We start from the raw sequence: 22685 nt of genomic DNA on the forward strand, positions 1-22685 counted from the left end.
TACGACGACACCGGGGTTCGGGACTCGTGACTGGCTTCCGCTTGGACTAGCGGGAGCCTCTTCTCATTTTGCAGGTTCGAAGGCCTCCCGACCGACCGAGTTTGGAGGACATATCAGCACCGAGCTGCGCATCAACGACCGGATCCGGGTTCCCGAGGTCCGGCTCGTGGGACCCAACGGAGAGACCGTCGGCATCGTCCCCACCGACCAGGCACTCAAGCTCGCGCAGGAGGCCGACCTGGACCTGGTGGAGATCGCGCCGATGGGGAAGCCCCCTGTCTGCAAGCTCATGGACTACGGGAAGTTCAAGTACGAGAACGCCCAGAAGGCCCGTGAGGCGCGACGGAACCAGACCAACGTCATCATCAAGGAGATGAAGCTCCGGCCCAAGATCGACGCGCACGACTACGAGACCAAGAAGGGTCACGTCGTTCGCTTCCTCAAGGCCGGCGACAAGGTCAAGATCACGATCATGTTCCGTGGTCGGGAGCAGCACCGCCCCGAGCTGGGCTACCGCCTGCTGCAGAAGCTGGCCGAGGACGTGCAGGAGCTGGGCTTCGTGGAGTCCAATCCCAAGCAGGACGGCCGCAACATGACCATGGTCATCGGCCCGCACAAGAAGAAGGCCGAGGCCAAGGCCGAGGTGAAGGCGGCCAAGGAGGAGCGTCGCGCCGAGCGTGAGGCCGAGGCCGCCCTCGACGCCGCCGCCCAGGCCGAGCGGGTCGCCCAGAAGCCGGCCGCACAGAAGAAGGAGCGGGGTCGCTCGGAGAACCTCGATCCCGAGATCGACGCCTGAGACCGACGCGAAGGAATAGGAAGAGACGAGATGCCGAAGAACAAGACGCACTCCGGTGCCAGCAAGCGGTTCAAGGTCACGGGCAGCGGCAAGATCCTTCGCGAGAAGGCCGGCAAGCGCCACAACCTCGAGAAGAAGGCCTCCAAGGTCACCCGTCGCCTGACCGGCACGGTCGAGGTCGCCAAGAACGACGTCCCGCGCGCGAAGAAGATGCTCGGTCTCTGACCGGCCGTCGTCCGCACCTGAGCTAGCAACAAGGAGTTAGAAGATGGCACGCGTCAAGCGCGCAGTGAACGCGGCGAAGAAGCGTCGTACCACCCTCGAGCGGGCCAGCGGCTACCGCGGCCAGCGCTCGCGGCTGTACCGCAAGGCCAAGGAGCAGGTCACCCACTCCCTGGTCTACAGCTACAACGACCGCAAGAAGAACAAGGGCAACTTCCGCCGCCTGTGGATCCAGCGGATCAACGCGGCCGCCCGCGCCGAGGGCCTGACCTACAACCGGTTCATCCAGGGGCTCAACCTGGCCGGTATCGAGGTCGACCGCAAGATCCTCGCCGACCTCGCGGTCAACGACCCGGCCGCGTTCTCCGCGATCGTGGCGCAGGCCAAGGCCGCGCTGCCCGAGGACGTCAACGCGCCCAAGGTCTCTGCCTGATCCAGGACTGATCCCATGGTTCCGCTGACTGCTGGCAACACCAGGGTCAAGGAAGCACGGAAACTGCACCGCCGCTCGGAGCGTTCCGAGCGGCGGTGTTTCCTTGCCGACGGCCCGAAGGCAGTCGAGGGCGCCCTCGCGACGGTGCTCGGTTCGGGGCAGGACTGCGTCGTCGAGGTCTTCGCGACGCCCGCGGCCGCGACGGAGTACGCCGACCTGCTCGGCGCCGCGCCCGTCACGCTGGTCGACGACCGGGCGATGAGCGGCCTGAGCGACAGCGTCAACCCGGCCGGCCTGGTCGCCGTGTGCCGGTTCCTGGACGGCGGGCTGCCCCCCGCCCCCCGGCTGCTCACGATCTGCGCCGACGTGCGCGACCCCGGCAACGCCGGCACCGTCATCCGCACCAGCGACGCCGCCGGCGCCGAGGGCGTCGTCCTGGCGGGCGACGCGGTCGACGCCTACAACCCCAAGACGGTCCGGGCCAGCGTGGGCAGCCTGTTCCACCTCCCGGTCGTCCTCGAGCGGGACCCGGCCGCGGCCGTGCGCCGGGCCCAGCGCTCCGGCCTCACCGTCCTCGCCGCCGACGGCGCGGGAGAGGTCGACCTCTTCGCCGCCGACGAGCTGCTCACCCGGCCCACGGCCTGGCTGTTCGGCAACGAGGCATGGGGTCTGCCCGACGAGCTGGCGGCACTCGCCGACCATCGGGTCCGGATCCCGATCCTCGGCGCGGCCGAGTCGCTCAACCTCGCCACCGCGGCGGCGGTCTGTCTCTACGCCAGCGCTCGCGCCATGATGAGGGCATGAGCACCCCACGGCGTTCTTCTCCTCTGCTTCGCTCCCACGAGCAACGCCGCAAGGACCCCGCGTGACCGACACCCTCGACCTCCTGCCCGACGGTGTCGTCGTCGCGGGCGCCGACGGCAGGGTGAGTGCCGTCAACGCGGTGGCGGCGGCGATGCTGGGCCTCGGTCCCGCCCCCGCGCTGGTCGGCCGTCCGCTCGGCGAGGTGCTGGCCCTCACCGACCACGACGCGCGGACCTGGACCGACGCGAACGCGCCGTACGCCGGGCTGTCCACCCGCACCGGCGTCCCCGAGCAGTCCTGGCTGCTTCCCGACGGCACCGAGGTGCTGGTCACCGCGCGCCTGCACCGCGTCGAGCGCAACGGGGCGGTGAGCGCCGTCGCCGTCGACCTCCGCTCGGGCCGGGGCCGGGCCCGCCTCGACCGGGACCGCTCCGACCTCGTCGCCACCCTGGCCCACGAGCTGCGCTCACCGCTGACCGGCGTGAAGGGCTTCGTCCAGGCGCTCCTCAACCGCTGGGACAAGCTCAGCGACGAGCAGAAGCGGCTGATGCTCACGACGGCGAGTGCCGACGCCGAGCGGCTCAGCCGCCTGATCGCCGAGCTGCTCGACGTCGCCCGGATCGACACCGGCCGGCTCCAGCTGCATCGCCGCCCCACGGACCTGGGGCGCAAGACCGAGCTGGTCCATCGGTCGATCACCGTGGTCACCTCGACCCCGATCGAGCTCGAGGTCGAGCCCGACCTGCCGCCGGTCGACGCCGATCCCGACAAGGTGATGCAGGTGCTCACCAATGTCGTCGAGAACGCAGTGCGGCACGGCAGCGGCACCGTGCGCGTCCACGTCGGGCGCTGGCGCGAGGACGACGACCACTTGGCGGTCACGGTCAGCGACGAGGGCAACGGCATCGCCCCGGAGCTGCGGCAGCGCATCTTCACGAAGTTCTGGACCGAGGGCACCGGCGGTGGCTCCGGCCTCGGCCTCTACATCGTCCGCGGTCTGGTCCGTGCCCACGGAGGCGCCATCGTGGTCGATGACCGCCCCGGGGGCGGCGCGCGCATCGTCACGACCTGGCCGGTCGCGCGGACCGTGGCAGCATGACCCCATGACCGAGGCCGACCAGCCCGTCGACGTGCTCCGCCACTACCTCAGGGCTGCCCGCGAGGCACTGCTCTGGAAGCTCGAGGGCCTGGGGGAGCGGCAGCTGCGGCTGCCGCGCACCCCCACCGGTACCTCCTTCCTGGGCACGGTGCTGCACTGCGCCAACGTCGAGATCGGCTACTTCGGTCCGACCTTCGGCCGGGTCTGGCCCGAGCCCGACCATCCCGCGGTGATCCCGCTGGACGCCTACGACTCCGATCCGCAGGCGGACTGGACGGTGCCCGCGGAGATCCCGGCCGCCGAGCTGATCGCGTTCTACGGCCGGGTCGGCGCCTTCGCCGATGCTGCCCTGGCCGAGCTTCCGCTCGACGCTCCCGGCCGGGTGCCGTGGTGGCCCGGCGAGGGCGCGGAGACCACGTTGCACTACATCGCCGTCCACGTCCTGTGCGACCTCCACCGGCACGCCGGCCAGCTCGACATCCTCCGCGAGCAGCTCGACGGGGCCGCCGGGCTGCGCCCCTCGGTGACCAACGTCCCTGACGGCGTCGACTGGCCGTCGTACGTCGCCCGGCTGACCTCGATCGCCCAGCAGTTCCCGGTGTAGTGCCCACGGGCGAATACCGGTTCGCGGGGGAGCGGCCCGGGTTCCTAGACTGGCGCCGATATGTCTGGCCCGAACAGTGACTACGACCCCGTGGAGGTCGCCGCCGTGAGCCCTGCCGAGCTCGAGGCGGCGCGCGACGCCGCCCTGGCCGCGATCGCCGCCGCCACCGACCTGGAGCAGCTCAAGGCGGTGCGCAGCGACCACGCCGGTGACCGCTCGCCGCTCGCCCTCGCCAACCGCGAGATCGGCGCGCTGCCGCCCCAGGCCCGCAAGGAGGCCGGCCAGCGGGTCGGCCAGGCCCGCGGAGCGGTCAGCAAGGCGCTCGCCGCGCGCGAGGAGGTGCTCGCGGCCGAGCACGAGGCGCGGATCCTCGTCGAGGAGGCCGTCGACGTGACGCTGCCCACCGACGAGGTCCCGCTCGGCGCCCGGCACCCGCTGACCACCGGTGCCGAGCTGATCGCCGACATCTTCGTCGCGATGGGCTGGGAGGTCGCCGAAGGCCCCGTCATCGAGGCCGAGTGGCTCAACTTCGACGCGCTCAACCTCGGCCCGGACCACCCGGCGCGGACCATGCAGGACACCTTCTGGACCGAGCCCGCCGAGCACCACGTCGTGCTGCGCACGCACACCAGCCCGGTCCAGGCGCGCACCATGCTGACCCGCGGTGTCACCGAGGACGCCCCGATCTACGTCGTGTGTCCGGGCCGCGTCTTCCGCACCGACGAGTACGACGCCACCCACTCGCCGATGTTCCACCAGGTCGAGGGGCTGGCGATCGACGAGGGCATCTCGATGGCCCACCTCAAGGGCACCCTCGACCACTTCGCCGGCCAGATGTTCGGCGAGGGCATCACGACCCGCTTCCGGCCGTCGTACTTCCCCTTCACCGAGCCGTCGGCCGAGGTCGACCTCACCTGCTTCGTGTGCCGTGGGACCGGTCTCAAGGGCGACGGCCCCGACACCTGCCGCACGTGCCGTGGCGAGGGCTGGATCGAGTGGGGCGGTTGCGGCATCGTCAACCCACGGGTGCTCCAGGCCTGCGGCATCGACTCCGAGCGCTACTCGGGCTTCGCGTTCGGCATGGGCATCGACCGGACCCTGATGTTCCGGCACGGTCTGGAGGACCTGCGCACCCTCTTCGAGGGCGACGTGCGCTTCACGACGGCATTCGGGAGTGAACTGTGAAGGCCCCTGTCTCCTGGATCCGGGAGCTCGTCGACCTGCCCGCCGAGGTCACCACCGAGGTGCTCACCGACCGGTTGACCGCGCTCGGCCTCAAGCTCGAGGGCATCCACGCCGCCGGCGCGGAGATCCGTGGCCCGCTGGTGATCGGCGAGGTGCTCACGATGGAGCCCGAGCCGCAGAAGAACGGCAAGACGATCAACTGGTGCACCGTCGACGTCGGTGACGCCAACGGCACGGGCGAACCCCAGGGCATCGTGTGCGGCGCCCATAACTTCGCGCCCGGCGACCTCGTGGTGGTCATCCTCCCGGGCGGCGTGCTGCCGGGTGACCAAGGATCCGGTGCCGTTGAGATCTCCGCCCGCAAGACCTACGGCCACGTCTCGGCCGGCATGATCTGCTCGGTCCGCGAGCTCGGCATCGGCGATGACCACGACGGCATCCTGGTGCTGCCGCCCGACGCCGGAGCCCCCGGCGACGACGCCTTCGGTCTGCTCGGGCTCGACGACGAGGTCATCGAGTTCGAGATCAACCCCGACCGCGCCTACGCCCTCTCCCTGCGCGGCGTCGCCCGCGAGGCGGCGCTGGGGTTCGGCGTGCCCTTCGCCGACCCGGCTGAGCGCGAGCTCCCCGAGTCCGACGGCAAGGCCTGGGAGGTCGTCGTCGACGACGCGATCGGCTGCCCGGTCTTCGCCGCCCGCCTCGTCAGCGGCTTCGACCCGGCCGCCCCGACGCCGGAGTTCGTCAAGCGCCGCGTCGAGCAGGCCGGCATGCGCTCCATCTCGCTGGCCGTCGACGTGACCAACTACGTCATGCTCGAGCTCGGCCAGCCGATCCACGGCTACGACGCCGACAAGGTGGCGGGAGCCCTCGGGGTCCGCCGGGCCCGGGAGGGCGAGCGGCTCACCACGCTCGACGACACGGTCCGCGAGCTGTCGATCGAGGACCTCGTCATCACCGACGACTCCGGCCCGATCGGCCTCGCCGGCGTGATGGGCGGCGCGACGACCGAGATGTCGGAGACCACCACCCGGATCCTGATCGAGGCGGCCCACTGGGACGCCGTCTCCATGTTCCGCACCGGCAAGCGTCACAAGCTGACCTCCGAGGCCGGCAAGCGCAACGAGCGCGGCGTCGACCCGCTGCTGCCGGGCGCCGCCGCCGACCGCGTGGTCGAGCTGCTCGTCGAGTACGGCGGCGCGACGGCGGAGCCGGGATTCACCCTCGTCGGTGTCGCCCCACGACGTCCCGTCGTCACCATCGCGACCGACCTCCCCGCTCGGCTGAGCGGCATCGACATCACCGCGATGACCACCGTCGAGAGCCTGCGGGCCATCGGCGCCACCGTCGTCGAGCAGGATGCCGACACCATCGAGGTCACCCCGCCGACCTGGCGTCCCGACATCAACGACCCCTACGACCTGGTCGAGGAGGTCGTCCGCATCGTGGGCTACGACCAGGTGCCGAGCGTGCTGCCGCGCCGCGCGACCGGGCGTGGCCTGACCCGCACCCAGCGGCTGCGCCGCCGGATCGGCCGCACCCTCGCCGGCGCCGGTCTGGTCGAGGTCGTCAGCTTCCCGTTCGTCGGCGAGGCGACCTTCGACAAGCTCGGCCTCCCCGCGGACGACCCGCTTCGGGTGACCGTGGGACTGGCGAACCCGCTGTCCAGCGAGGAGCCGGCCTACACCACGACGTTGCTGCCCGGACTGCTCGAGGCCGCCTCCCGCAACGTCGGCCGCGGAGCGCCGGGCGTCGCCCTGTTCGAGACCGGCACCGTCGCCTTCCCCGCCGACAACGGCCCTGCGCCGATCTACGGCGTGCACACCCGGCCGTCCGCGGCCGAGCTCGACAAGCTGGTCGAGGCGCTGCCCGTGCAGCCGCAGCACGTCGCCGTCGTCCTCGCGGGCGAGCGCCGCCGGGCCGGCTGGTGGGGCCCCGGCACCGACGCCGGCTGGAGCGACGCGCTGGCCGTCGTACGACGCCTCGCGGCCGATCTCGGTGTGCGGGTCGATGTCGCCTCGTCCTCCCGGATGCCCTGGCATCCCGGCCGGTGCGCGCTGATCAGTGTCGACGGCGTCCAGCTCGGCCACGCGGGCGAGCTGCATCCGAGCGTGTGCACGGCCTACGGCCTCCCGGCCCGCAGCGCTGCGGTCGAGCTGGACCTCGACGCGCTGATGGCGGCGGCCGCCGACGTCACCCTGGGCCCGGACTTCTCGACCATGCCCGTCGCCAAGGAGGACGTCGCTCTCGTCGTCGACGCCGGCGTCACGGTCGCGGCGGTCGAGGCGGCTCTGCGCGAGGGTGCCGGCGACCTGCTGGAGTCGATCCGACTGTTCGACGTCTACACCGGCGCGCAGATCGAGGAGGGCCAGAAGTCGCTGGCCTTCGCGCTGCGCTTCCGGGCACCGGACCGGACCCTCACCGAGGCCGAGACCGGCGCCGCACGTGCCGCGGCCGTGGCCCGCGCCGCCGAGCTGACCGGAGCGGTCCAACGCTGAGTCCGGGGCGGTGGTGAGGCCGGGGCCGCGACTGCGGCTGGCCGGCGAGGTCACCTGGGCCGGTGCGGCCGTCCCAGGTGAGCGCACCCGCGCTCTGCTCGCGGTGCTCGCCGACGCCCGCGGGAAGACAGTGGGCGAGGAGCGCCTGATCGAGGAGATCTGGGGCGACGAGCCGCCGGCCAACCCGACCAAGGCCTTGCAGGTGGTCGTCTCCCGAGCTCGGTCCGCGACCGCGCCGGGGGTCGTCGAGCGCGCCGGTCACGGCTACCGACTCACTCTCGGCACGGCGGACGTCGACGTCTGGATCCGCGACCATGCGGTCGACGCGGCCCGCCGGGCCGCCGCGGCCGGCACGTGGAGCGAGGCGGTCGCGCAGCTGGACCACCTCGACGGCGAGCCGGCCTTGGCCGGCCGGATCCTCTCGGCGCTGGGCCGCCACGACGAGGCGCTCCCGCTGCTGGAGGCGATCGGTGCCGAGCGCGACGACGCCTGCCTCGCGGCGCTGCTGCGCAGCGAGGCAGCCGTCCGCGGCGTGCCCGCCGCGCTCGCCCGCTACGAGACCTACCGCGAGAGTCTGGCCGACCGGCTCGGTGTCGATCCCGCCCCGGAGCTCCAGGCCCTGCACGGCGAGCTGCTGCAGCGTGACCGGCCGGTCCGCTCCGGCTTGAGCCACTACGCCAGCAGCCTGGTCGGCCGCGATGACGACCTGGCCCGGCTGCGTGCGCTCGTCCGGACCCACCGGGTCGTCTCGATCGTCGGACCCGGCGGCCTGGGCAAGACCCGGCTCGCCCAGCTCGTCGCTGCCGAGGCCGAGCAACCGGTGGTCCACGTGGTCGAGCTCGTCGGCATCGTCGACCCGGCTGACGTCGTCGCCGAGGTGGGCTCGGTTCTCGGCGTCCGCGACTCCGTGCACGGCCGCAAGGTGCTGACCTCCGCGCAGCAGCGGGACGTCCGGTCCCGGATCGCCCAGCAGCTCGACCAGGCGCCGGCTCTGCTGGTGCTCGACAACTGCGAGCACCTGGTCGAGGCGGTCGCCGACCTGGTCGCCTTCCTGGTCGCGGTGACGCCGTCGCTGCGCGTGCTCACCACGACCCGCGCGCCACTGGCGATCACCGCCGAGCACGTCTTCGAGCTGAGTCGCCTCGGTGCGGCCGACGCGAGCGACCTGTTCCGGCAGCGTGCGCTCGCCGCGCGGCCGGGCGTCGCGCTGCCCGACGCCGCGGTCGCCGAGATCGCTGAGCGCCTCGACGGCCTGCCCCTCGCCATCGAGCTGGCCGCGGTCAAGGTCCGCGCCATGTCGGTCGACGACATCGCGCTCCGGCTCGAGAACCGGTTCGCGCTGCTGCGCGGCGGCGACCGCAGCGCGCCCGACCGGCACCAGACCCTGCTGGCCGTCATCGACTGGTCCTGGAACCTGCTCGCCGACCGCGATCGCCGCGCGCTGCGGCGGCTCTCGGTCTTCCACGACGGCTTCACCCTCGCCGCCGCCGAGGCGATGCTGGGTGAGGACGCGCTCGTCAGCGTCGAGGAGCTCGTCGCCCAGTCGTTGCTGACCCTGATCGACGGCGGGGCCGGGGCGACGCTGCGCTACCGGATGCTCGAGACCGTGCGCGAGTTCGGCCGGATGCGGCTGGTCGATGCGGGCGAGGAGAGCGTCGCCCAGCGCGATCACCGCGACTGGGCGATCACTCTCGCCGACCGGCTCGGGGCGCAGCTGTTCACCCGCGACCAGGTCGCCGCCGTCGACGCGGTCGCGATCGAGGAGAACAACCTCGCCGACGCCCTGCGCCGGGCCCTGGCCGCGCCGGACCCCGACGCGGTCGCCGCGCTGATGGCGACCCTCGGCGGCTTCTGGAGCATCCGAGGCGAGCACGCCCGCGTGATCATGCTCTGCGAGCCGGTCGCCGGCGTCCTGGTCGACGCGCCGGCCGCGCCGGAGCGGGCCGACCAGACCCGGGCGGCGCTGTGCCTGACCCTGGTCAACTCGTGGATCGCCCAGCTCGACGTCCTCGACGACCTGCTCGGCGAGCTCGCCCGCCTCGGCCCCGGTACGACGAGCCCGCGCGTCGCCGCGATGACCACCGTGGTCCTCGGCGCGAACGCCCCGGCGGCCAGCCCCCTGCTCTCGCCCTCCGACGCGCTGGTCCACGACCCGGACCCGATGGTCCGCGCGGTCGCACTCCAGTGGCGCAGCCACGAGCGCGAGAACATCGGCGACCCCGACGCGGCGATCGCGGCCGCCGAGGCCGCGCTGGTGCTCGCCACCGACGACGGCGGGCCCTGGACGCGCGCGGTGCTCCACGCCCAGCTGGCCGGGCTCTACAGCCAGGTCGGGCGCCTCGGTGACGCCGAGCCCCACGCGCGGGCCGCCGTACCGATCCTGGTCCGGCTCGGCGCCCACGAGGACGCGCTCCAGGCGATGACGGTCTCGGCGGTCGCCTGGATCGAGCGCGGCGATCCCGACGCCGCCGAGCGGGCTCTCGACGAGGTGGTCGCCCGCACCGACCTGGCCTCCGGCGGCGGTGGCTACAGCGCCCGCGGCACGCTCCTGGTCACCCAGGCCGAGATCGCTTTCGCCCGCGGCGACGTGGACAAGGGCTGCCGGATCGTCCAGCAGGCCGCCGAGGCGATGGCGGAGGTCCGCTTTCCGGGCCTGGGTGCCGACGCCGACATCGCGCCGTGGCGGATCTATGGCAACACCGTCGCGATCCTGGCGTTCGCCCTCCACGATCGGCCGGCCCAGGGGCGCGAGCTCTACCGCTGGCTCGTCGGGGCGCTGCCGCGCGTCATCGACCGCGAGCGCATCTTCGTCGACGTGCCGGTCGTCGGCCTGATGCTCTTCGCGCTCGGTACCTGGGCCCTGCGCTACGGCACGCTGCGGCCCGCCGAGGCGATCCGGCTGCTGGCACTGGCCGAGCGGCTGTCGTACCCGCGCTTCGTGCCGTCCCTCTCGTGGGACCGGGCCGTGGCCCGTTGCGAGGAGGCGGCGCCGGGCGAGCTGGCCCTTCTCGCCGCCGAGTACGGCGAACGCCGCGGGCACGCCCTGATGGACGAGACCCGCGACGTCGTCGCACGGCTGCTGGGCTAGTTCGGTCAGAGCTTCCGCGAGTACGACCGCACGGCCAGCGGCGCGAAGATCGCGACCACGGCGGCGCAGCCGAGCAGCGCCCAGCCGACCTCCGCGGTGACCTGGCCCTCGTTGATCAGGTCGCGGCACGCGGTGACCACGTGCGAGACCGGGTTGACCTTCACGAACGCCTCGAGCCAGCCCGGCAGCGACTCGGCCGGGACGAAGGCGTTGGACAGGAACGTCAACGGGAACATGATCATCATGGAGATGCCCTGCACCGCCTGCGCGGAGCGGGCCACGGTGCCGAGCCAGGTGAAGATCCAGGCCAGCGACCAGGCCGCGACGATGGTCAGCAGCCAGCCGCCCAGTGTGCCGAGGACGCCGCCGCCGGGCCGGTAACCCATCGCGATGCCGACCAGGATGGTCAGGGTCGCCGCGATCGTGTAGCGGATGACGTCGGCCAGCGCGGGCCCGGCCAGTGGAGCGATCCGGGCGATCGGCAGCGAGCGGAAGCGGTCGAAGACGCCCTTGTCCATGTCCTCGCGCAGCTGGGTACCCATCGCCATGCAGGTCGTGAGCGCGGTCTGAGCCAGGATGCCGGGGATGATCAGCGGCAGGTAGTCCTTGACGCTGCCAGAGATCGCGCCGCCGAAGATGTAGGCGAACATCGCGGTGAACAGCAGCGGCTGGATGGTCACGTCGAAGAACTGCTCCGGGTTGCGGCGCATCTTCTTCGTCGCGCGCCAGGCCATCGCCAGGGTCTGGTCGACGGTCTCGCGCAGGGACGGCCGGCTCGCCAGGTCCTCCGGTACGACGGCCGCGCGGACCGCCGGGGGAGCCTGCGGGCTCTCGGTGACTGCGGTCATCAGGCGACCTCCTCGGTCTCGTGGTCGTTCTGGTGGTCGTTCTCGGTGGGTTCGCTGTGGTGCCCGGTCAGGGCGAGGAAGACCTCGTCCAGCGTCGGCTGGCGCACGGTCGCCGTCGTGATGGACAGCTCGGCCTGGCGCAGCGCGATGAGCACGTCGCCGGCGCCGTCGGCGTTGGCGAGCGGGACGTTGAGCCCGCCGGCCTCCGGGGTGAGCACCGGCGCCTCGCCGAGTGCGCGCTCGACCACGGCGGCCGCCGCAGCGGTCTGGGTCCGGTCGGTGAGCCGCAGGTGCAGGGTCGAGGAGCCGACGCCGGCCTTGAGCTCCTCGGGCGTCCCTTCGGCGACCTTGCGACCGGCGTCGATGACCGCGATCCGGTCGGCCAGCTGGTCGGCCTCGTCGAGGTACTGCGTGGTCAGCAGGATCGTCGAGCCCTGCGCGACCAGCTCCCGGATGGTGTCCCACATCTGGCCACGGGTGCGCGGGTCGAGGCCGGTGGTCGGCTCGTCGAGGAAGATCAGCGGCGGACGCGAGATCAGCGACGCGGCGAGGTCGAGCCGGCGCCGCATGCCGCCGGAGAAGTTCTTGATCTGCCGGGTCGCCGCCTCGGTGAGGCCGAAGCGCTCGAGCAGGTCGGCCGCGATCGTGCGCGCGGCCGGCCATCGGTGGCCCAGCAGCCGGGCGAAGAGCACGAGGTTCTCGGTCGCCGTGAGGTTCTCGTCGACCGAGGCGTACTGGCCGGTGACACCGAGCAGCTGCCGGACCCGGTGCGGCTGGTCCACGACGTCGACACCGAAGATGGAGGCGCGCCCACCGTCGATGGGCAGCAGGGTCGCGAGCATGGAGAGCATGGTGGTCTTGCCGGCGCCGTTGGGGCCGAGCACGCCGAAGACCTCGCCGCGGACGACCTGGAGGTCGACGCCGTCGACGGCGCGGAAAACACTGGACCCTGGGCGACCGAAGGTCTTGACCAGGCCCGTCGCGTCGACGGCGAGGTCGTCGCGGGGCGTCGGAGAGGGGAGGGTGTCGTTCATGGACCCCAGCCTGGGAGGATCGGGTTTCAGTTCGGCTTCACCGGACCGGCCCGCGGTTTCAGTCGCCCCCAATAGCGGTTTCATGCAGGACCCTGTATGTTTATGCATATGAGCAAGGTGAAGGTCGCCGTCGCCGGCGCCAGTGGGTACGCCGGAGGCGAGGTGCTGCGCCTGCTGCTGGGTCACCCCGGCGTCGAGGTCGGCGCCATCACCGCGGGCAGCAACGCGGGGGAGCGGCTCGGAGCGCTGCAGCCCCACCTGTTGCCGCTGGCGGAGCGGGTGCTCGAGGCGACCACCGTCGACGTCCTCGCCGGTCACGACGTCGTCTTCCTCGGACTGCCGCACGGACAGTCCGGCGCGCTCGCCGAGAAGCTCGCCGCCCACGACCCGGACGTCGTCGTCATCGACTGCGGCGCCGACTTCCGGCTGGAGGACGCCGTGGCGTGGGAGCGCTTCTACGGCAGCCCCCATGCCGGGACCTGGCCCTACGGCCTGCCCGAGCTGCCCGGCGGCCGGGACGCGCTGCGCGGCGCGAAGCGGGTGGCGGTCCCCGGTTGCTACCCGACGATCTCCTCGCTCACCCTCGCCCCGGCCGTGGCCGCCGGACTCGTCGTCCCCGACGTCGTGGTCGTGGCCGCCTCCGGCACGAGTGGAGCTGGCAAGGCCGCGAAGGCGCACCTGCTCGGCAGCGAGGTGATGGGCAACGCGAGCGCCTACGGCGTGGGCGGGGTCCACCGGCACACGCCCGAGATCGTCCAGAACCTCGGCAGGCTCGTGGCCGGGGGTCCGGAGAGCGTCAAGGTCAGCTTCACTCCGCTGCTGGTCCCGATGCCACGAGGCATCCTCGCCACCTGCTCGGCTCCTCTCGCCGGCCCGGCGAGCGCCGAGGAGGCCCACGCGGTCTACGCCAAGGCGTACGCCGACGAGCCGTTCGTCCACATGCTGCCGGCGGGCCAGTGGCCGCAGACCCAGGCGGTGCTCGGCTCCAACGCCGTGCACCTGCAGGTGACCGTCGACGAGGCGGCCGGCCGGCTGGTGGCCGTCGGCGCGGTCGACAACCTGGCCAAGGGCACCGCCGGCGCCGCCGTGCAGTGCATGAACCTCGCCCTCGGTCTCGACGAGACCACGGGCCTCACGACGGTGGGACTGGCGCCATGACCGAGCAGACGTACTCCCTCTCCCGCTATCCCGAGACGCTGGCCGTCGTCCGGCTGCCGGCCGGGGCCGAGATTCCGCTGTGGGCGGAGTCGTCGTCGGTCTTCTCGATCACCGCGACGGCAGCCGAGACCTCGCTGGTGTGTGCCGGCCGGAGCGTGCCGAAGAAGGCCCGCCACCAGAAGCCGTTCACCGCGTTCTGCGTCGACGGCGAGCTCGACCTGGGTGCCGTCGGCGTCCTGGCCGGCTTGTTGACACCGCTCGCCGAGGCCGAGATCCCGGTCTTCACGCTCTCCACCTTCACCACGGACTGGATCCTGGTGCCGACCGGCATGGCCGACCGCGCTGAGGATGTCTGGCGACGATCGGGGCACACCGTCGCCCCCGCCGTCCCCGCCTGACCCTCCGCACCGAAGGAACACCACCACCCATGAGCGTCACCCATCCCGCCGGATTCGTCGCCGCCGGCGCCGCGATCGGCCTGAAGTCGACCGGGAAGAAGGACTTCGCCCTGGTCGTCAACCAGGGCCCCACGTTCGACTCCGCCTCGGTCTTCACCAGCAACCGCTGCAAGGCCAACCCCGTGCTGTGGAGCGAGCAGGTCGTCAAGGACGGCGTCGTGCGCGCCGTCGTCCTCAACTCCGGAGGGGCCAACTGCTACACCGGCCCCGAGGGCTTCCAGACCACCCACCAGGTCGCCGAGAAGGTCGGCGAGCTCGTCGGTGTCGCCGCCGGTGACGTCGTCGTCTGCTCCACCGGCCTGATCGGGCTGGTCAACGACCGACAGCTCCTCCTCGACGGCGTCGGCACCCTCCACGCCCGGCTCTCCGCCGACGGCGGTGACGACGCGGCCGAGGCGATCATGACGACCGACACGGTCAGCAAGCAGGTCGTCGTCACCGGTCCGGACGGGGCCGCCTGGTCGATCGGCGGCATGGCCAAGGGCGCCGGCATGCTCGCACCGGCCCTCGCGACGATGCTCGTGGTCATCACGACCGACGCCGTCGTACCCGCCGCCGATCTGGACGCCGCGCTCCGCGCCGCCACCCGGGTCAGCTTCGACCGGCTCGACTCCGACGGCTGCCAGTCCACCAACGACACGGTCACCCTGATGGCCAGCGGTGCCTCCGGCGTGGCCCCCGGCCTGGCCGACTTCACCGCCGCGCTCACCGAGGTCTGCACGTCGCTGGCGGTCAAGCTGCTCGCCGACGCGGAGGGCGCCGACCACGAGATCGCCATCACGACGATCAACGCGGCCAGCGAGGACGAGGCCGTCGAGGTCGGCCGCAGTGTCGCGCGGAGCAACCTGTTCAAGGCCGCCGTGTTCGGTAAGGACCCCAACTGGGGCCGCGTCCTCGCCTCCGTCGGCACGACGCGGGCCGAGTTCGACCCGGCCGACCTCGACGTCGCGATGAACGGCGTGTGGGTCTGCCGCAACAGCGCCCCCGCGGAGGACCCGTCGCTGGTCGACCTGTCCGCCCGCAAGGTCACCGTCACCATCGACCTCAAGGCCGGCGACGCCGAGGCGACCGTGTGGACCAACGACCTGACCCATGCCTACGTCCACGAGAACAGCGCGTACTCCTCATGAGCGACATCGAGACCCACGAGCCCGGCAAGCCCGACCAGTTCAAGGCCCACACCCTCGCCGGGGCGCTGCCCTGGCTGAAGGCCTACCACGGCAAGGTCGTCGTGATTAAGTACGGCGGCAATGCCATGACCGACGACACCCTCAAGCGGGCCTTCGCCGAGGACATCGCGTTCCTGCGCTTCGCGGGGTTCCGCCCGGTCGTCGTCCACGGCGGCGGTCCGCAGATCTCCACCATGCTCGACCGGCTCGGCATCGAGTCGGAGTTCCGTGGCGGCCTGCGGGTCACCACGCCCGAGGCGATGGACGTCGTGCGGATGGTGCTCGTCGGTCAGGTCCAGCGCGAGCTGGTCGGCCTGATCAACGAGCACGGCCCGCTCGCGGTCGGGCTGTCCGGCGAGGACGCCGGGCTGTTCACCGCCGAGCAGACCGGCACGGTGGTCGACGGCGAGGAGGTCGACCTCGGCCTGGTCGGCGAGGTCGCCCAGGTCCGTCCCGAGGCGGTCCTCGACCTGATCGAGGCCGGCCGGATCCCGGTCGTCTCCAGCGTCGCACCCGACATCGACGGTGTCGTCCACAACGTCAACGCCGACTCCGCGGCCGCCTCGCTCGCCGCCGCCCTCGGTGCCGAGAAGCTCCTCGTCCTCACCGACGTCGAGGGCCTCTACCTCGACTGGCCCGATCCCGAGGAGGTCATCGGCGAGATCAGCCCGGAGGCGCTGGAGGAGATCCTCCCGTCGCTCGCCAGCGGCATGATCCCCAAGATGAGCGCCTGCCTCCAGGCGGTGCGCGACGGCGTGAAGCGCGCGACGGTCGTCGACGGGCGCCAGGCCCACGCCGTCCTGCTCGAGCTGTTCACCGACGAGGGCGTCGGCACCCAGGTGCTGCCCGGCGTCACCACCAAGACCCGCAAGGCCCGGGAGGCCCTGAAGTGACGACGACCCCGACCCCGAGCACGACCGAGTGGACCGAGCGCTACGCCGGCGCGCTCATGAACACCTTCGGCCCGCCCAAGACGGTCCTGGTCAAGGGTGAGGGCGCCCACGTGTGGGACGCCGACGGCCGTGAGTACGTCGACCTGCTCGGCGGCATCGCCGTCAACGCGCTCGGTCACGCCCACCCGCGTCTCGTGGCCGCCGTGACCGAGCAGCTGCAGACCCTCGGTCACATCTCGAACTTCTTCGCCAGCGCACCGCAGATCACCCTCGCCGAGCGCCTGGTCGGGCTGCTCGGGGCCGACGCTCGGGTGTTCTTCACCAACTCGGGCTCCGAGGCCAACGAGACGGCGTTCAAGCTGACCCGGCGCACCGGACGGACCAAGATCGTCGCCACCGAGGGCTCCTTCCACGGCCGCACTCTGGGGGCGCTCGCGCTGACCTCCAAGGAGGCCTACCGGGCACCCTTCGAGCCGCTGCCCGGCGACGTCGTGTTCGTGCCCTACGGCGACGAGGCCGCTCTCGCCGCCGCCGTCGACGTCGATACCGCCGCGGTGCTCGTCGAGCCGATCCAGGGGGAGGCCGGGGTGATCGTGCCGGCGCGCGGCTACCTGCCCGCCGCCCAGCGGATCGCCCACGAGCACGGCGCGCTGCTCTGGCTCGACGAGATCCAGACCGGCGTCGGCCGGACCGGCGCCTGGTTCGCCCACCAGAACCCGGCGCTCGTCGACGCGCCGGTCACGCCCGACATCGTCACGGTCGCCAAGGGCCTCGCCGGCGGTATCCCCATCGGCGCCTGCCTGGCGACCCACGGCTCCGGCAAGCTGTTCGACCCGGGCAACCACGGCACCACCTTCGGCGGCAACCCGGTCGCGGCGGCGGCCGCGCTCGCTGTCCTCGACGTGCTCACCGAGGACGACCTGCTGGCGCGCGCAACCGCGATCGGTGCTCGGCTCCGTGCGGGCGTCGGCACCGATGCCCGCGTGCGGGAGACCAGGGGAGCGGGCCTGCTCGTCGGGCTCACCCTGGTCGAGCCGAAGGCGGCCGAGGTCGTCGCCGCCGCGCAGGACGCCGGCTTCATCGTCAATGCCGCCACCCCCGAGCGGATCCGGATCGCGCCCCCTCTCGTTCTCACCGACGCGGACGCCGAAGCGTTCCTCGCCGCGTGGCCCCGCATCCTCGACCACGCAGGGCTCGACCAGACGGGAGTGACACCGTGACCCGCTCGTTCCTCCGCGACGACGACCTGACCCCGGCCGAGCAGGCCGAGGTGCTCGACCTGGCCGCGGACCTCAAGGCGCACCCCTACGACAGCAAGCCGCTCGCCGGGCCCCGCACCGTCGCGATGATCTTCGACAAGCCGACGCTGCGGACCCAGGCGTCCTTCGCCGCCGGCATCGCCGAGCTCGGCGGCCACCCGATGCTCGTCGACGGCACCCTGGCCGGCATCGGCAAGCGCGAGTCGGTCGCCGACGTCGCCCGGGTGCTCGGCCGCCAGGCCGCGCAGATCGTGTGGCGCACCTACGCGCAGGCCAGCCTCGACGAGATGGCCGCGTACGCCGGTGTCCCGGTCGTCAACGCGCTGACCGACGACTTCCACCCGTGCCAGCTGCTCGCCGACCTGCTCACGATCCGGGAGCGCAAGGGCGAGCTGGCGGGCCTGACCGCGACCTTCCTCGGCGACGGCGCCTGCAACATGGGCAACTCGTGGCTGCTCGCCGGCGCCACCGCCGGGATGCACGTGCGGATCAGTGGCCCCAGCGGCTACGTCCCCGCGCCCGCGATGTTCGATCGGGCCGGCGAGATCGGAGCCGCCACCGGCGGATCCGGCACGGCTGTCGCCGACCCGCGCGACGCGGTCGCCGGCGCCGACATCGTGATCACCGACACCTGGGTGTCGATGGGCAAGGAGGACGAGGCGTCCGAGCGGCGCGCGGTCTTCGGCCCCTGGTCGGTGACGCCCGACCTGGTCGCCGCCGCGAAGTCCGACGCCATGGTGTTGCACTGCCTGCCGGCGTACCGCGGGATGGAGATCGCCGCCGAGGTCCTCGACGGCCCGCGCAGCGTCGTGTGGGACGAGGCCGAGAACCGTCGTCACGCGCAGAAGGCGATCCTGACCTGGCTCGAGGGCCGGCGGTCCTGACATGAACGAGCACGCCCTGACCCCGATGACGAAGAGTGCCCGACTGGCGCTCGTCGTCGAGCTCCTGGAGACCCGCGAGGTGCGCTCCCAGCCCGAGCTCGCCGACCTCCTCGGCGGCCGGGGCGTGCACGTCACCCAGGCCACGCTCAGCCGCGACCTCGTCGAGCTCGACGCGGTCCGGGTCCGCTCGGCGAGCGGCGCCCTCGTCTACGCGGTCCCCGCCGAGGGCGGCGACCGCTCACCTGTCACGGGGGAGAGCGCCGCCTCCCAGCACCGGCTGTCCCGGCTGGCCTCCGAGCTGCTGGTCAGCGCCGAGGCCAGCGCCAACCTGGTCGTCCTGCGCACTCCGCCGGGTGCGGCGCAGTTCCTGGCCAGCGCGATCGACAAGGTGGAGCTCTCCGATGTGCTCGGGACCATCGCGGGCGACGACACTGTGCTCGTGATCGGGCGCGATCCTGCCGGGGGAGACGCCCTGGCCCACAAGTTCACCGCACTCGCCGAGGGCGACACCCGAAAGGAACCATGAGTTGAGCAAGGTCCTGACCTCCCTTCCCCAGGGGGAGCGCGTCGGCATCGCCTTCTCCGGCGGCCTCGACACCTCCGTGGCCGTGGCGTGGATGCGCGACAAGGGTGCGATCCCGTGCACCTACACGGCCGACATCGGTCAGCCCGACGAGCCCGACATCGCCGGCGTCCCCGTCCGGGCCCGCGAGTACGGCGCCGAGATCGCCCGCGCTGTCGACATCAAGCCCCAGCTGGTCGAGGAGGGCCTCGCCGCCCTGGCGTGCGGCGCCTTCCACATCCGCTCGGGCGCCAAGGCCTACTTCAACACGACCCCGCTCGGCCGCGCCGTCACCGGCACCATGCTCGTGCGCGCCATGCAGGCCGACGACGTCAACATCTGGGGCGACGGCTCGACCTACAAGGGCAATGACATCGAGCGGTTCTACCGCTACGGCCTGATGGCCAACCCCGAGCTGCGCATCTACAAGCCGTGGCTCGACGCCGACTTCGTCGCCGAGCTCGGCGGCCGCCACGAGATGAGCGAGTGGCTCGTCGCGCACGGCCTGCCCTACCGGGACTCCACCGAGAAGGCCTACTCCACCGACGCCAACATCTGGGGTGCGACGCACGAGGCCAAGACCCTCGAGCACCTCGACGTCTCGCTCGAGATCGTCGAGCCGATCATGGGCGTGAAGTTCTGGGACCCGTCCGTCGCGATCGAGACCGAGGACGTGTCGATCACGTTCGAGGCCGGCCGGCCGGTCGCCGTCAACGGCCGTCGGTACGACGACCCGGTCGCCCTGGTCGTCGAGGCCAACGCGATCGGGGGTCGCCACGGCCTGGGCATGTCCGACCAGATCGAGAACCGGATCATCGAGGCGAAGTCCCGCGGCATCTACGAGGCGCCCGGCATGGCGCTGCTGTTCGCGGCGTACGAGCGGCTGCTCAACGCGATCCACAACGAGGACACCCTCGCCAACTACCACCTGGAGGGCCGCAAGCTCGGCCGCCTGCTCTACGAGGGCCGCTGGCTCGACCCGCAGGCGCTGATGCTGCGGGAGTCGATCCAGCGCTGGATCGCCTCGCTCGTCACCGGCACGGTGACGCTGCGGCTGCGTCGTGGCGACGACTACACGATCCTGCGCACCGAGGGCGAGAACTTCTCCTACCACCCGGAGAAGCTCTCGATGGAGCGCGTCGAGAACGCCGCCTTCGGCCCGACCGACCGCATCGGCCAGCTCACCATGCGCAACCTCGACATCGCCGACTCGCGCGCGAAGCTCGAGGCGTACGCCGCCCAGCCCCTCGACCAGGGCACGGTCCTGGTCGAGCACGGCACCTTGTTCGGCGAGCTGCCGGCAGGCGGCTACGATCAGATCACCGCCAACCCCGACGGCGGCGACGAGGGCGAGGCGATCCTCGAGGAGGCCGCCATGGAGCTCGGGACCGACTGAGGTGCACCACGAGCCGACCCGGCGCACGGTGGCGCGGGTGCTGCCGGTCAGCAGCGAGGGCAAGGTCCTCCTGCTGCTCGGCTGCGACCCGGCGGTGCCGGAGGTGCGCTACTGGTTCACCGTCGGGGGAGCCGCCGACGAGGGGGAGACCCTCGCCCGGGCCGCCGCCCGCGAGCTGCGGGAGGAGACGGGCATCGTCGTCGACCCCGCCGAGCTCGGTGCGCCGTTCGGCACGTTCGAGGTGGAGTTCTCCTGGGACGGGCGCGCCTACGTCAACGACTCGACGCTGTTCGCGCTCGCCCTCGACGAGACGCCCATCAGCTTCGACGGTCTCGACCGGCTGGAGTCGCAGTCGATCTTCGACGCCGCCTGGTGGACCCCTGAGGATCTCGACGACGACGGCCGCGCGGTCGACCCGCGGCTGATCGACCAGATGCGGGCGGCCATCGCGCACGTCCGGGGAGGAACTTCATGAACGACGCGAGCACCGCTGGGCAGACGCAGGGCGGCAAGCTGTGGGGCGGCCGCTTCGCGGGCGGTCCGTCGCCGGAGCTCGAGGCGCTGTCCCGCTCGACCCACTTCGACTGGCGCCTGGGGCTGTACGACATCGCCGGGTCGCACGCGCACGCCAAGGCGCTCGGCGCGGCCGGCCTGCTCACCGCCGACGAGGAGACCGAGCTCCACCGCGGGCTCGACGCCTTGGCCCGCCGGTTCGCCGACGGCTCGCTGCGGCCGGACCCCTCCGACGAGGACGTCCACGGCGCGCTCGAGCGGCTCCTCATCGAGGAGGTCGGCACCGAGGTGGGCGGCAAGCTGCGGGCCGGACGCTCGCGCAACGACCAGATCGCGACGCTGTTCCGGTGCTACCTGCTCGACCACTCGGTCGCCGTCGCCGAACTGGTCCTCGACCTGGTCGACGCGCTCGCCGGTCAGGCCGAGCAGCACCTGACCTCGGTGGGCGGGGGACCCGCGATCATGCCGGGCCGCACCCACCTGCAGCACGCCCAGCCCGTCCTGCTGTCCCACCACCTGCTCGCGCACGCGTGGGCCCTGCTCCGTGACGTCGACCGGCTCGCCGACTGGCGACGCCGGGTGGCCGGCGACTCGCCGTACGGCTCCGGGGCCCTGGCCGGCCAGAGCCTCGGGCTCGACCCGGAGCTGGTCGCCCGGGAACTCGGGTTCACCGGCTCGACGGCCAACTCGATCGACGGGACGGCGTCGCGCGACTTCGTCGCCGAGTTCGCATTCGTCGCCGCCCAGATCGGCGTCGACATCAGCCGGATAGCCGAGGAGATCATCCTCTGGGCGACCAAGGAGTTCGGCTTCGCGACGCTCCACGACTCGTGGTCGACGGGCTCGAGCATCATGCCGCAGAAGAAGAACCCGGACATCTCCGAGCTCGCCCGCGGCAAGGCGGGCCGCCTGGTCGGCAACCTGACCGGGCTGCTCACGACCCTCAAGGCCCTCCCGCTCGCCTACAACCGCGATCTGCAGGAGGACAAGGAGCCGGTCTTCGACTCCGTCGACACCCTCGAGGTGCTCCTGCCAGCGTTCACCGGCCAGGTGGCGACCCTGGTGTTCGACACGGACCGGATGGGCGAGCTCGCGCCCCAGGGTTTCTCGCTCGCCACCGACATCGCGGAGTGGCTCGTGAAGCAGGGAGTCCCGTTCCGCGTCGCCCACGAGCTCGCCGGCGCCTGCGTGCGCGCGTGCGAGGGTCGCGGCATCGAGCTCGACGAGCTCACCGACGACCAGTTCGCGGCCATCTCGCCCCACCTCACGCCCGATGTCCGCTCCGTCCTGACGGTCGAGGGATCGGTCGCGTCGCGTGACGGCCGGGGCGGCACCGCACCGGCGCGCGTCGCCGAACAGCTCGCTGACCTGCGCAAACGCGTCCAGGAGACCCGCGCCGGCCGCTGAGGGCCACCCCGATTTGCAACGAGGGGGACAGGTGCTGTTAATGTTCATCTCGTTGCGGGGAACGCAGCAAGACCTCCGGGGCAAGGCCTCAAACAAGAGGGCTTCGCTACGTCCGCACACCGTCTCGACGGTGTCTGCAACACGGTTCAGACCCGGCTCTGAGACTCCAGAAGACCGGAGTTGACGAGCGGGATCCGAACCAGTAACGTTTCACAGGTTGCCCCGCGACCGAAGGCCCAACAGGGTCGGAGGCGCGAGTGCGTGTGATGTTTGAGAACTCAACAGTGTGTCATGCATAGATTGTTGTGACGTTTGTGTGCACTCGGATCTTGATGGTTTGGGTGTGTGTTTTCGGCAATGATGATTCTGATGACAGTT

At 71.9% G+C, this 22685-nt stretch carries 21 protein-coding genes; 19 read left to right on the forward strand and 2 right to left on the reverse strand.

Going from position 1 to position 22685, the window contains the following annotated elements; translation table 11 throughout:
• Window positions 1-166: 166 nt before the first annotated feature.
• From infC to RB608_RS23475, 9 genes are all read left to right on the forward strand, one after another.
• The gene (gene infC, locus RB608_RS23435) at window positions 167-796 is read left to right on the forward strand and encodes a translation initiation factor IF-3 (protein ID WP_235319263.1); all 630 of its coding nucleotides are present in this window, start codon (window positions 167-169) and stop codon (window positions 794-796) included.
• 30 nt (window positions 797-826) lie between these two features.
• Window positions 827-1021, forward strand: coding sequence for a 50S ribosomal protein L35 (gene rpmI / locus RB608_RS23440; protein WP_028654205.1), 195 nt, complete (start codon window positions 827-829; stop codon window positions 1019-1021).
• Window positions 1022-1064: 43 nt separating this feature from the next.
• Entirely contained in the window at window positions 1065-1451 is a 387-nt protein-coding gene (rplT, locus tag RB608_RS23445; protein WP_308090486.1) for a 50S ribosomal protein L20, read from the forward strand.
• Between the two features lie 15 nt (window positions 1452-1466).
• On the forward strand, window positions 1467-2255 hold the full coding sequence (locus RB608_RS23450) for an RNA methyltransferase (RefSeq protein ID WP_308090488.1): 789 nt from the start codon (window positions 1467-1469) through the stop codon (window positions 2253-2255).
• Window positions 2256-2316: 61 nt separating this feature from the next.
• Entirely contained in the window at window positions 2317-3354 is a 1038-nt protein-coding gene (locus RB608_RS23455; protein ID WP_308090489.1) for an ATP-binding protein, read from the forward strand.
• A 4-nt stretch (window positions 3355-3358) separates the two neighbouring features.
• Window positions 3359-3958, forward strand: a complete 600-nt coding sequence (locus tag RB608_RS23460) for a DinB family protein (protein ID WP_308090490.1) — start codon at window positions 3359-3361, stop codon at window positions 3956-3958.
• 60 nt (window positions 3959-4018) lie between these two features.
• Window positions 4019-5143 carry a phenylalanine--tRNA ligase subunit alpha gene (pheS, locus tag RB608_RS23465; RefSeq protein WP_308090491.1) on the forward strand — a complete coding sequence of 375 codons (1125 nt, stop codon included), beginning with the start codon at window positions 4019-4021 and terminating at the stop codon, window positions 5141-5143.
• A complete protein-coding gene (pheT, locus tag RB608_RS23470) occupies window positions 5140-7638 on the forward strand; it encodes a phenylalanine--tRNA ligase subunit beta (protein WP_308090492.1) in 2499 nt (832 codons plus the stop codon). The genes pheS and pheT overlap by 4 nt, the downstream gene beginning before the upstream one ends.
• Before the next feature lie 10 nt (window positions 7639-7648).
• A complete protein-coding gene (locus RB608_RS23475; RefSeq protein WP_308090493.1) occupies window positions 7649-10726 on the forward strand; it encodes a BTAD domain-containing putative transcriptional regulator in 3078 nt (1025 codons plus the stop codon).
• 5 nt (window positions 10727-10731) lie between these two features.
• Here the strand turns inward: RB608_RS23475 and RB608_RS23480 are convergent, their stop codons facing one another.
• Together RB608_RS23480 and RB608_RS23485 are read right to left on the reverse strand one after the other, a co-directional pair.
• Window positions 10732-11574 (reverse strand): ABC transporter permease, encoded by an 843-nt coding sequence (locus RB608_RS23480; protein WP_308090494.1) that lies wholly within the window; start codon window positions 11572-11574, stop codon window positions 10732-10734.
• Window positions 11574-12608 (reverse strand): ATP-binding cassette domain-containing protein, encoded by a 1035-nt coding sequence (locus RB608_RS23485; protein ID WP_308090495.1) that lies wholly within the window; start codon window positions 12606-12608, stop codon window positions 11574-11576. Before RB608_RS23485 ends, RB608_RS23480 begins: the two co-directional genes overlap by 1 nt.
• 102 nt (window positions 12609-12710) lie before the next feature.
• On the opposite strand from RB608_RS23485, the gene argC reads away from it, so the two are divergent.
• The 10 genes from argC to argH are packed head-to-tail and all read left to right on the forward strand — an operon-like array spanning window position 12711 to window position 22307.
• Complete coding sequence (gene argC, locus RB608_RS23490; protein WP_308090496.1) at window positions 12711-13766, forward strand: N-acetyl-gamma-glutamyl-phosphate reductase; 1056 nt, start codon at window positions 12711-12713, stop codon at window positions 13764-13766.
• Window positions 13763-14164: an ACT domain-containing protein gene (locus RB608_RS23495; RefSeq protein ID WP_308090497.1), complete on the forward strand. Its 402-nt coding sequence runs from the start codon at window positions 13763-13765 to the stop codon at window positions 14162-14164. The genes argC and RB608_RS23495 overlap by 4 nt, the downstream gene beginning before the upstream one ends.
• 29 nt (window positions 14165-14193) lie before the next feature.
• Complete coding sequence (gene argJ / locus RB608_RS23500; protein ID WP_308090498.1) at window positions 14194-15354, forward strand: bifunctional glutamate N-acetyltransferase/amino-acid acetyltransferase ArgJ; 1161 nt, start codon at window positions 14194-14196, stop codon at window positions 15352-15354.
• Window positions 15351-16286 (forward strand): acetylglutamate kinase, encoded by a 936-nt coding sequence (argB, locus tag RB608_RS23505; RefSeq protein ID WP_308090499.1) that lies wholly within the window; start codon window positions 15351-15353, stop codon window positions 16284-16286. The genes argJ and argB overlap by 4 nt, the downstream gene beginning before the upstream one ends.
• Window positions 16283-17506, forward strand: a complete 1224-nt coding sequence (locus RB608_RS23510) for an acetylornithine transaminase (RefSeq protein ID WP_308090500.1) — start codon at window positions 16283-16285, stop codon at window positions 17504-17506. The genes argB and RB608_RS23510 overlap by 4 nt, the downstream gene beginning before the upstream one ends.
• Window positions 17503-18429, forward strand: a complete 927-nt coding sequence (argF, locus tag RB608_RS23515; RefSeq protein WP_308090502.1) for an ornithine carbamoyltransferase — start codon at window positions 17503-17505, stop codon at window positions 18427-18429. The genes RB608_RS23510 and argF overlap by 4 nt, the downstream gene beginning before the upstream one ends.
• Window position 18430: 1 nt before the next feature.
• The gene (locus tag RB608_RS23520; protein ID WP_308090503.1) at window positions 18431-18955 is read left to right on the forward strand and encodes an arginine repressor; all 525 of its coding nucleotides are present in this window, start codon (window positions 18431-18433) and stop codon (window positions 18953-18955) included.
• 1 nt (window position 18956) lies between these two features.
• Window positions 18957-20387, forward strand: a complete 1431-nt coding sequence (gene argG, locus RB608_RS23525; RefSeq protein ID WP_308090504.1) for an argininosuccinate synthase — start codon at window positions 18957-18959, stop codon at window positions 20385-20387.
• A gap of 1 nt (window position 20388) precedes the next feature.
• Window positions 20389-20862 carry an NUDIX domain-containing protein gene (locus RB608_RS23530; RefSeq protein WP_308090505.1) on the forward strand — a complete coding sequence of 158 codons (474 nt, stop codon included), beginning with the start codon at window positions 20389-20391 and terminating at the stop codon, window positions 20860-20862.
• Window positions 20859-22307, forward strand: coding sequence for an argininosuccinate lyase (argH, locus tag RB608_RS23535; RefSeq protein ID WP_308090506.1), 1449 nt, complete (start codon window positions 20859-20861; stop codon window positions 22305-22307). Before RB608_RS23530 ends, argH begins: the two co-directional genes overlap by 4 nt.
• Window positions 22308-22685: the final 378 nt, after the last annotated feature.

The organism is Nocardioides sp. LHD-245, assembly GCF_030929495.1.
Classification (GTDB): Bacteria; Actinomycetota; Actinomycetes; order Propionibacteriales; family Nocardioidaceae; genus Nocardioides.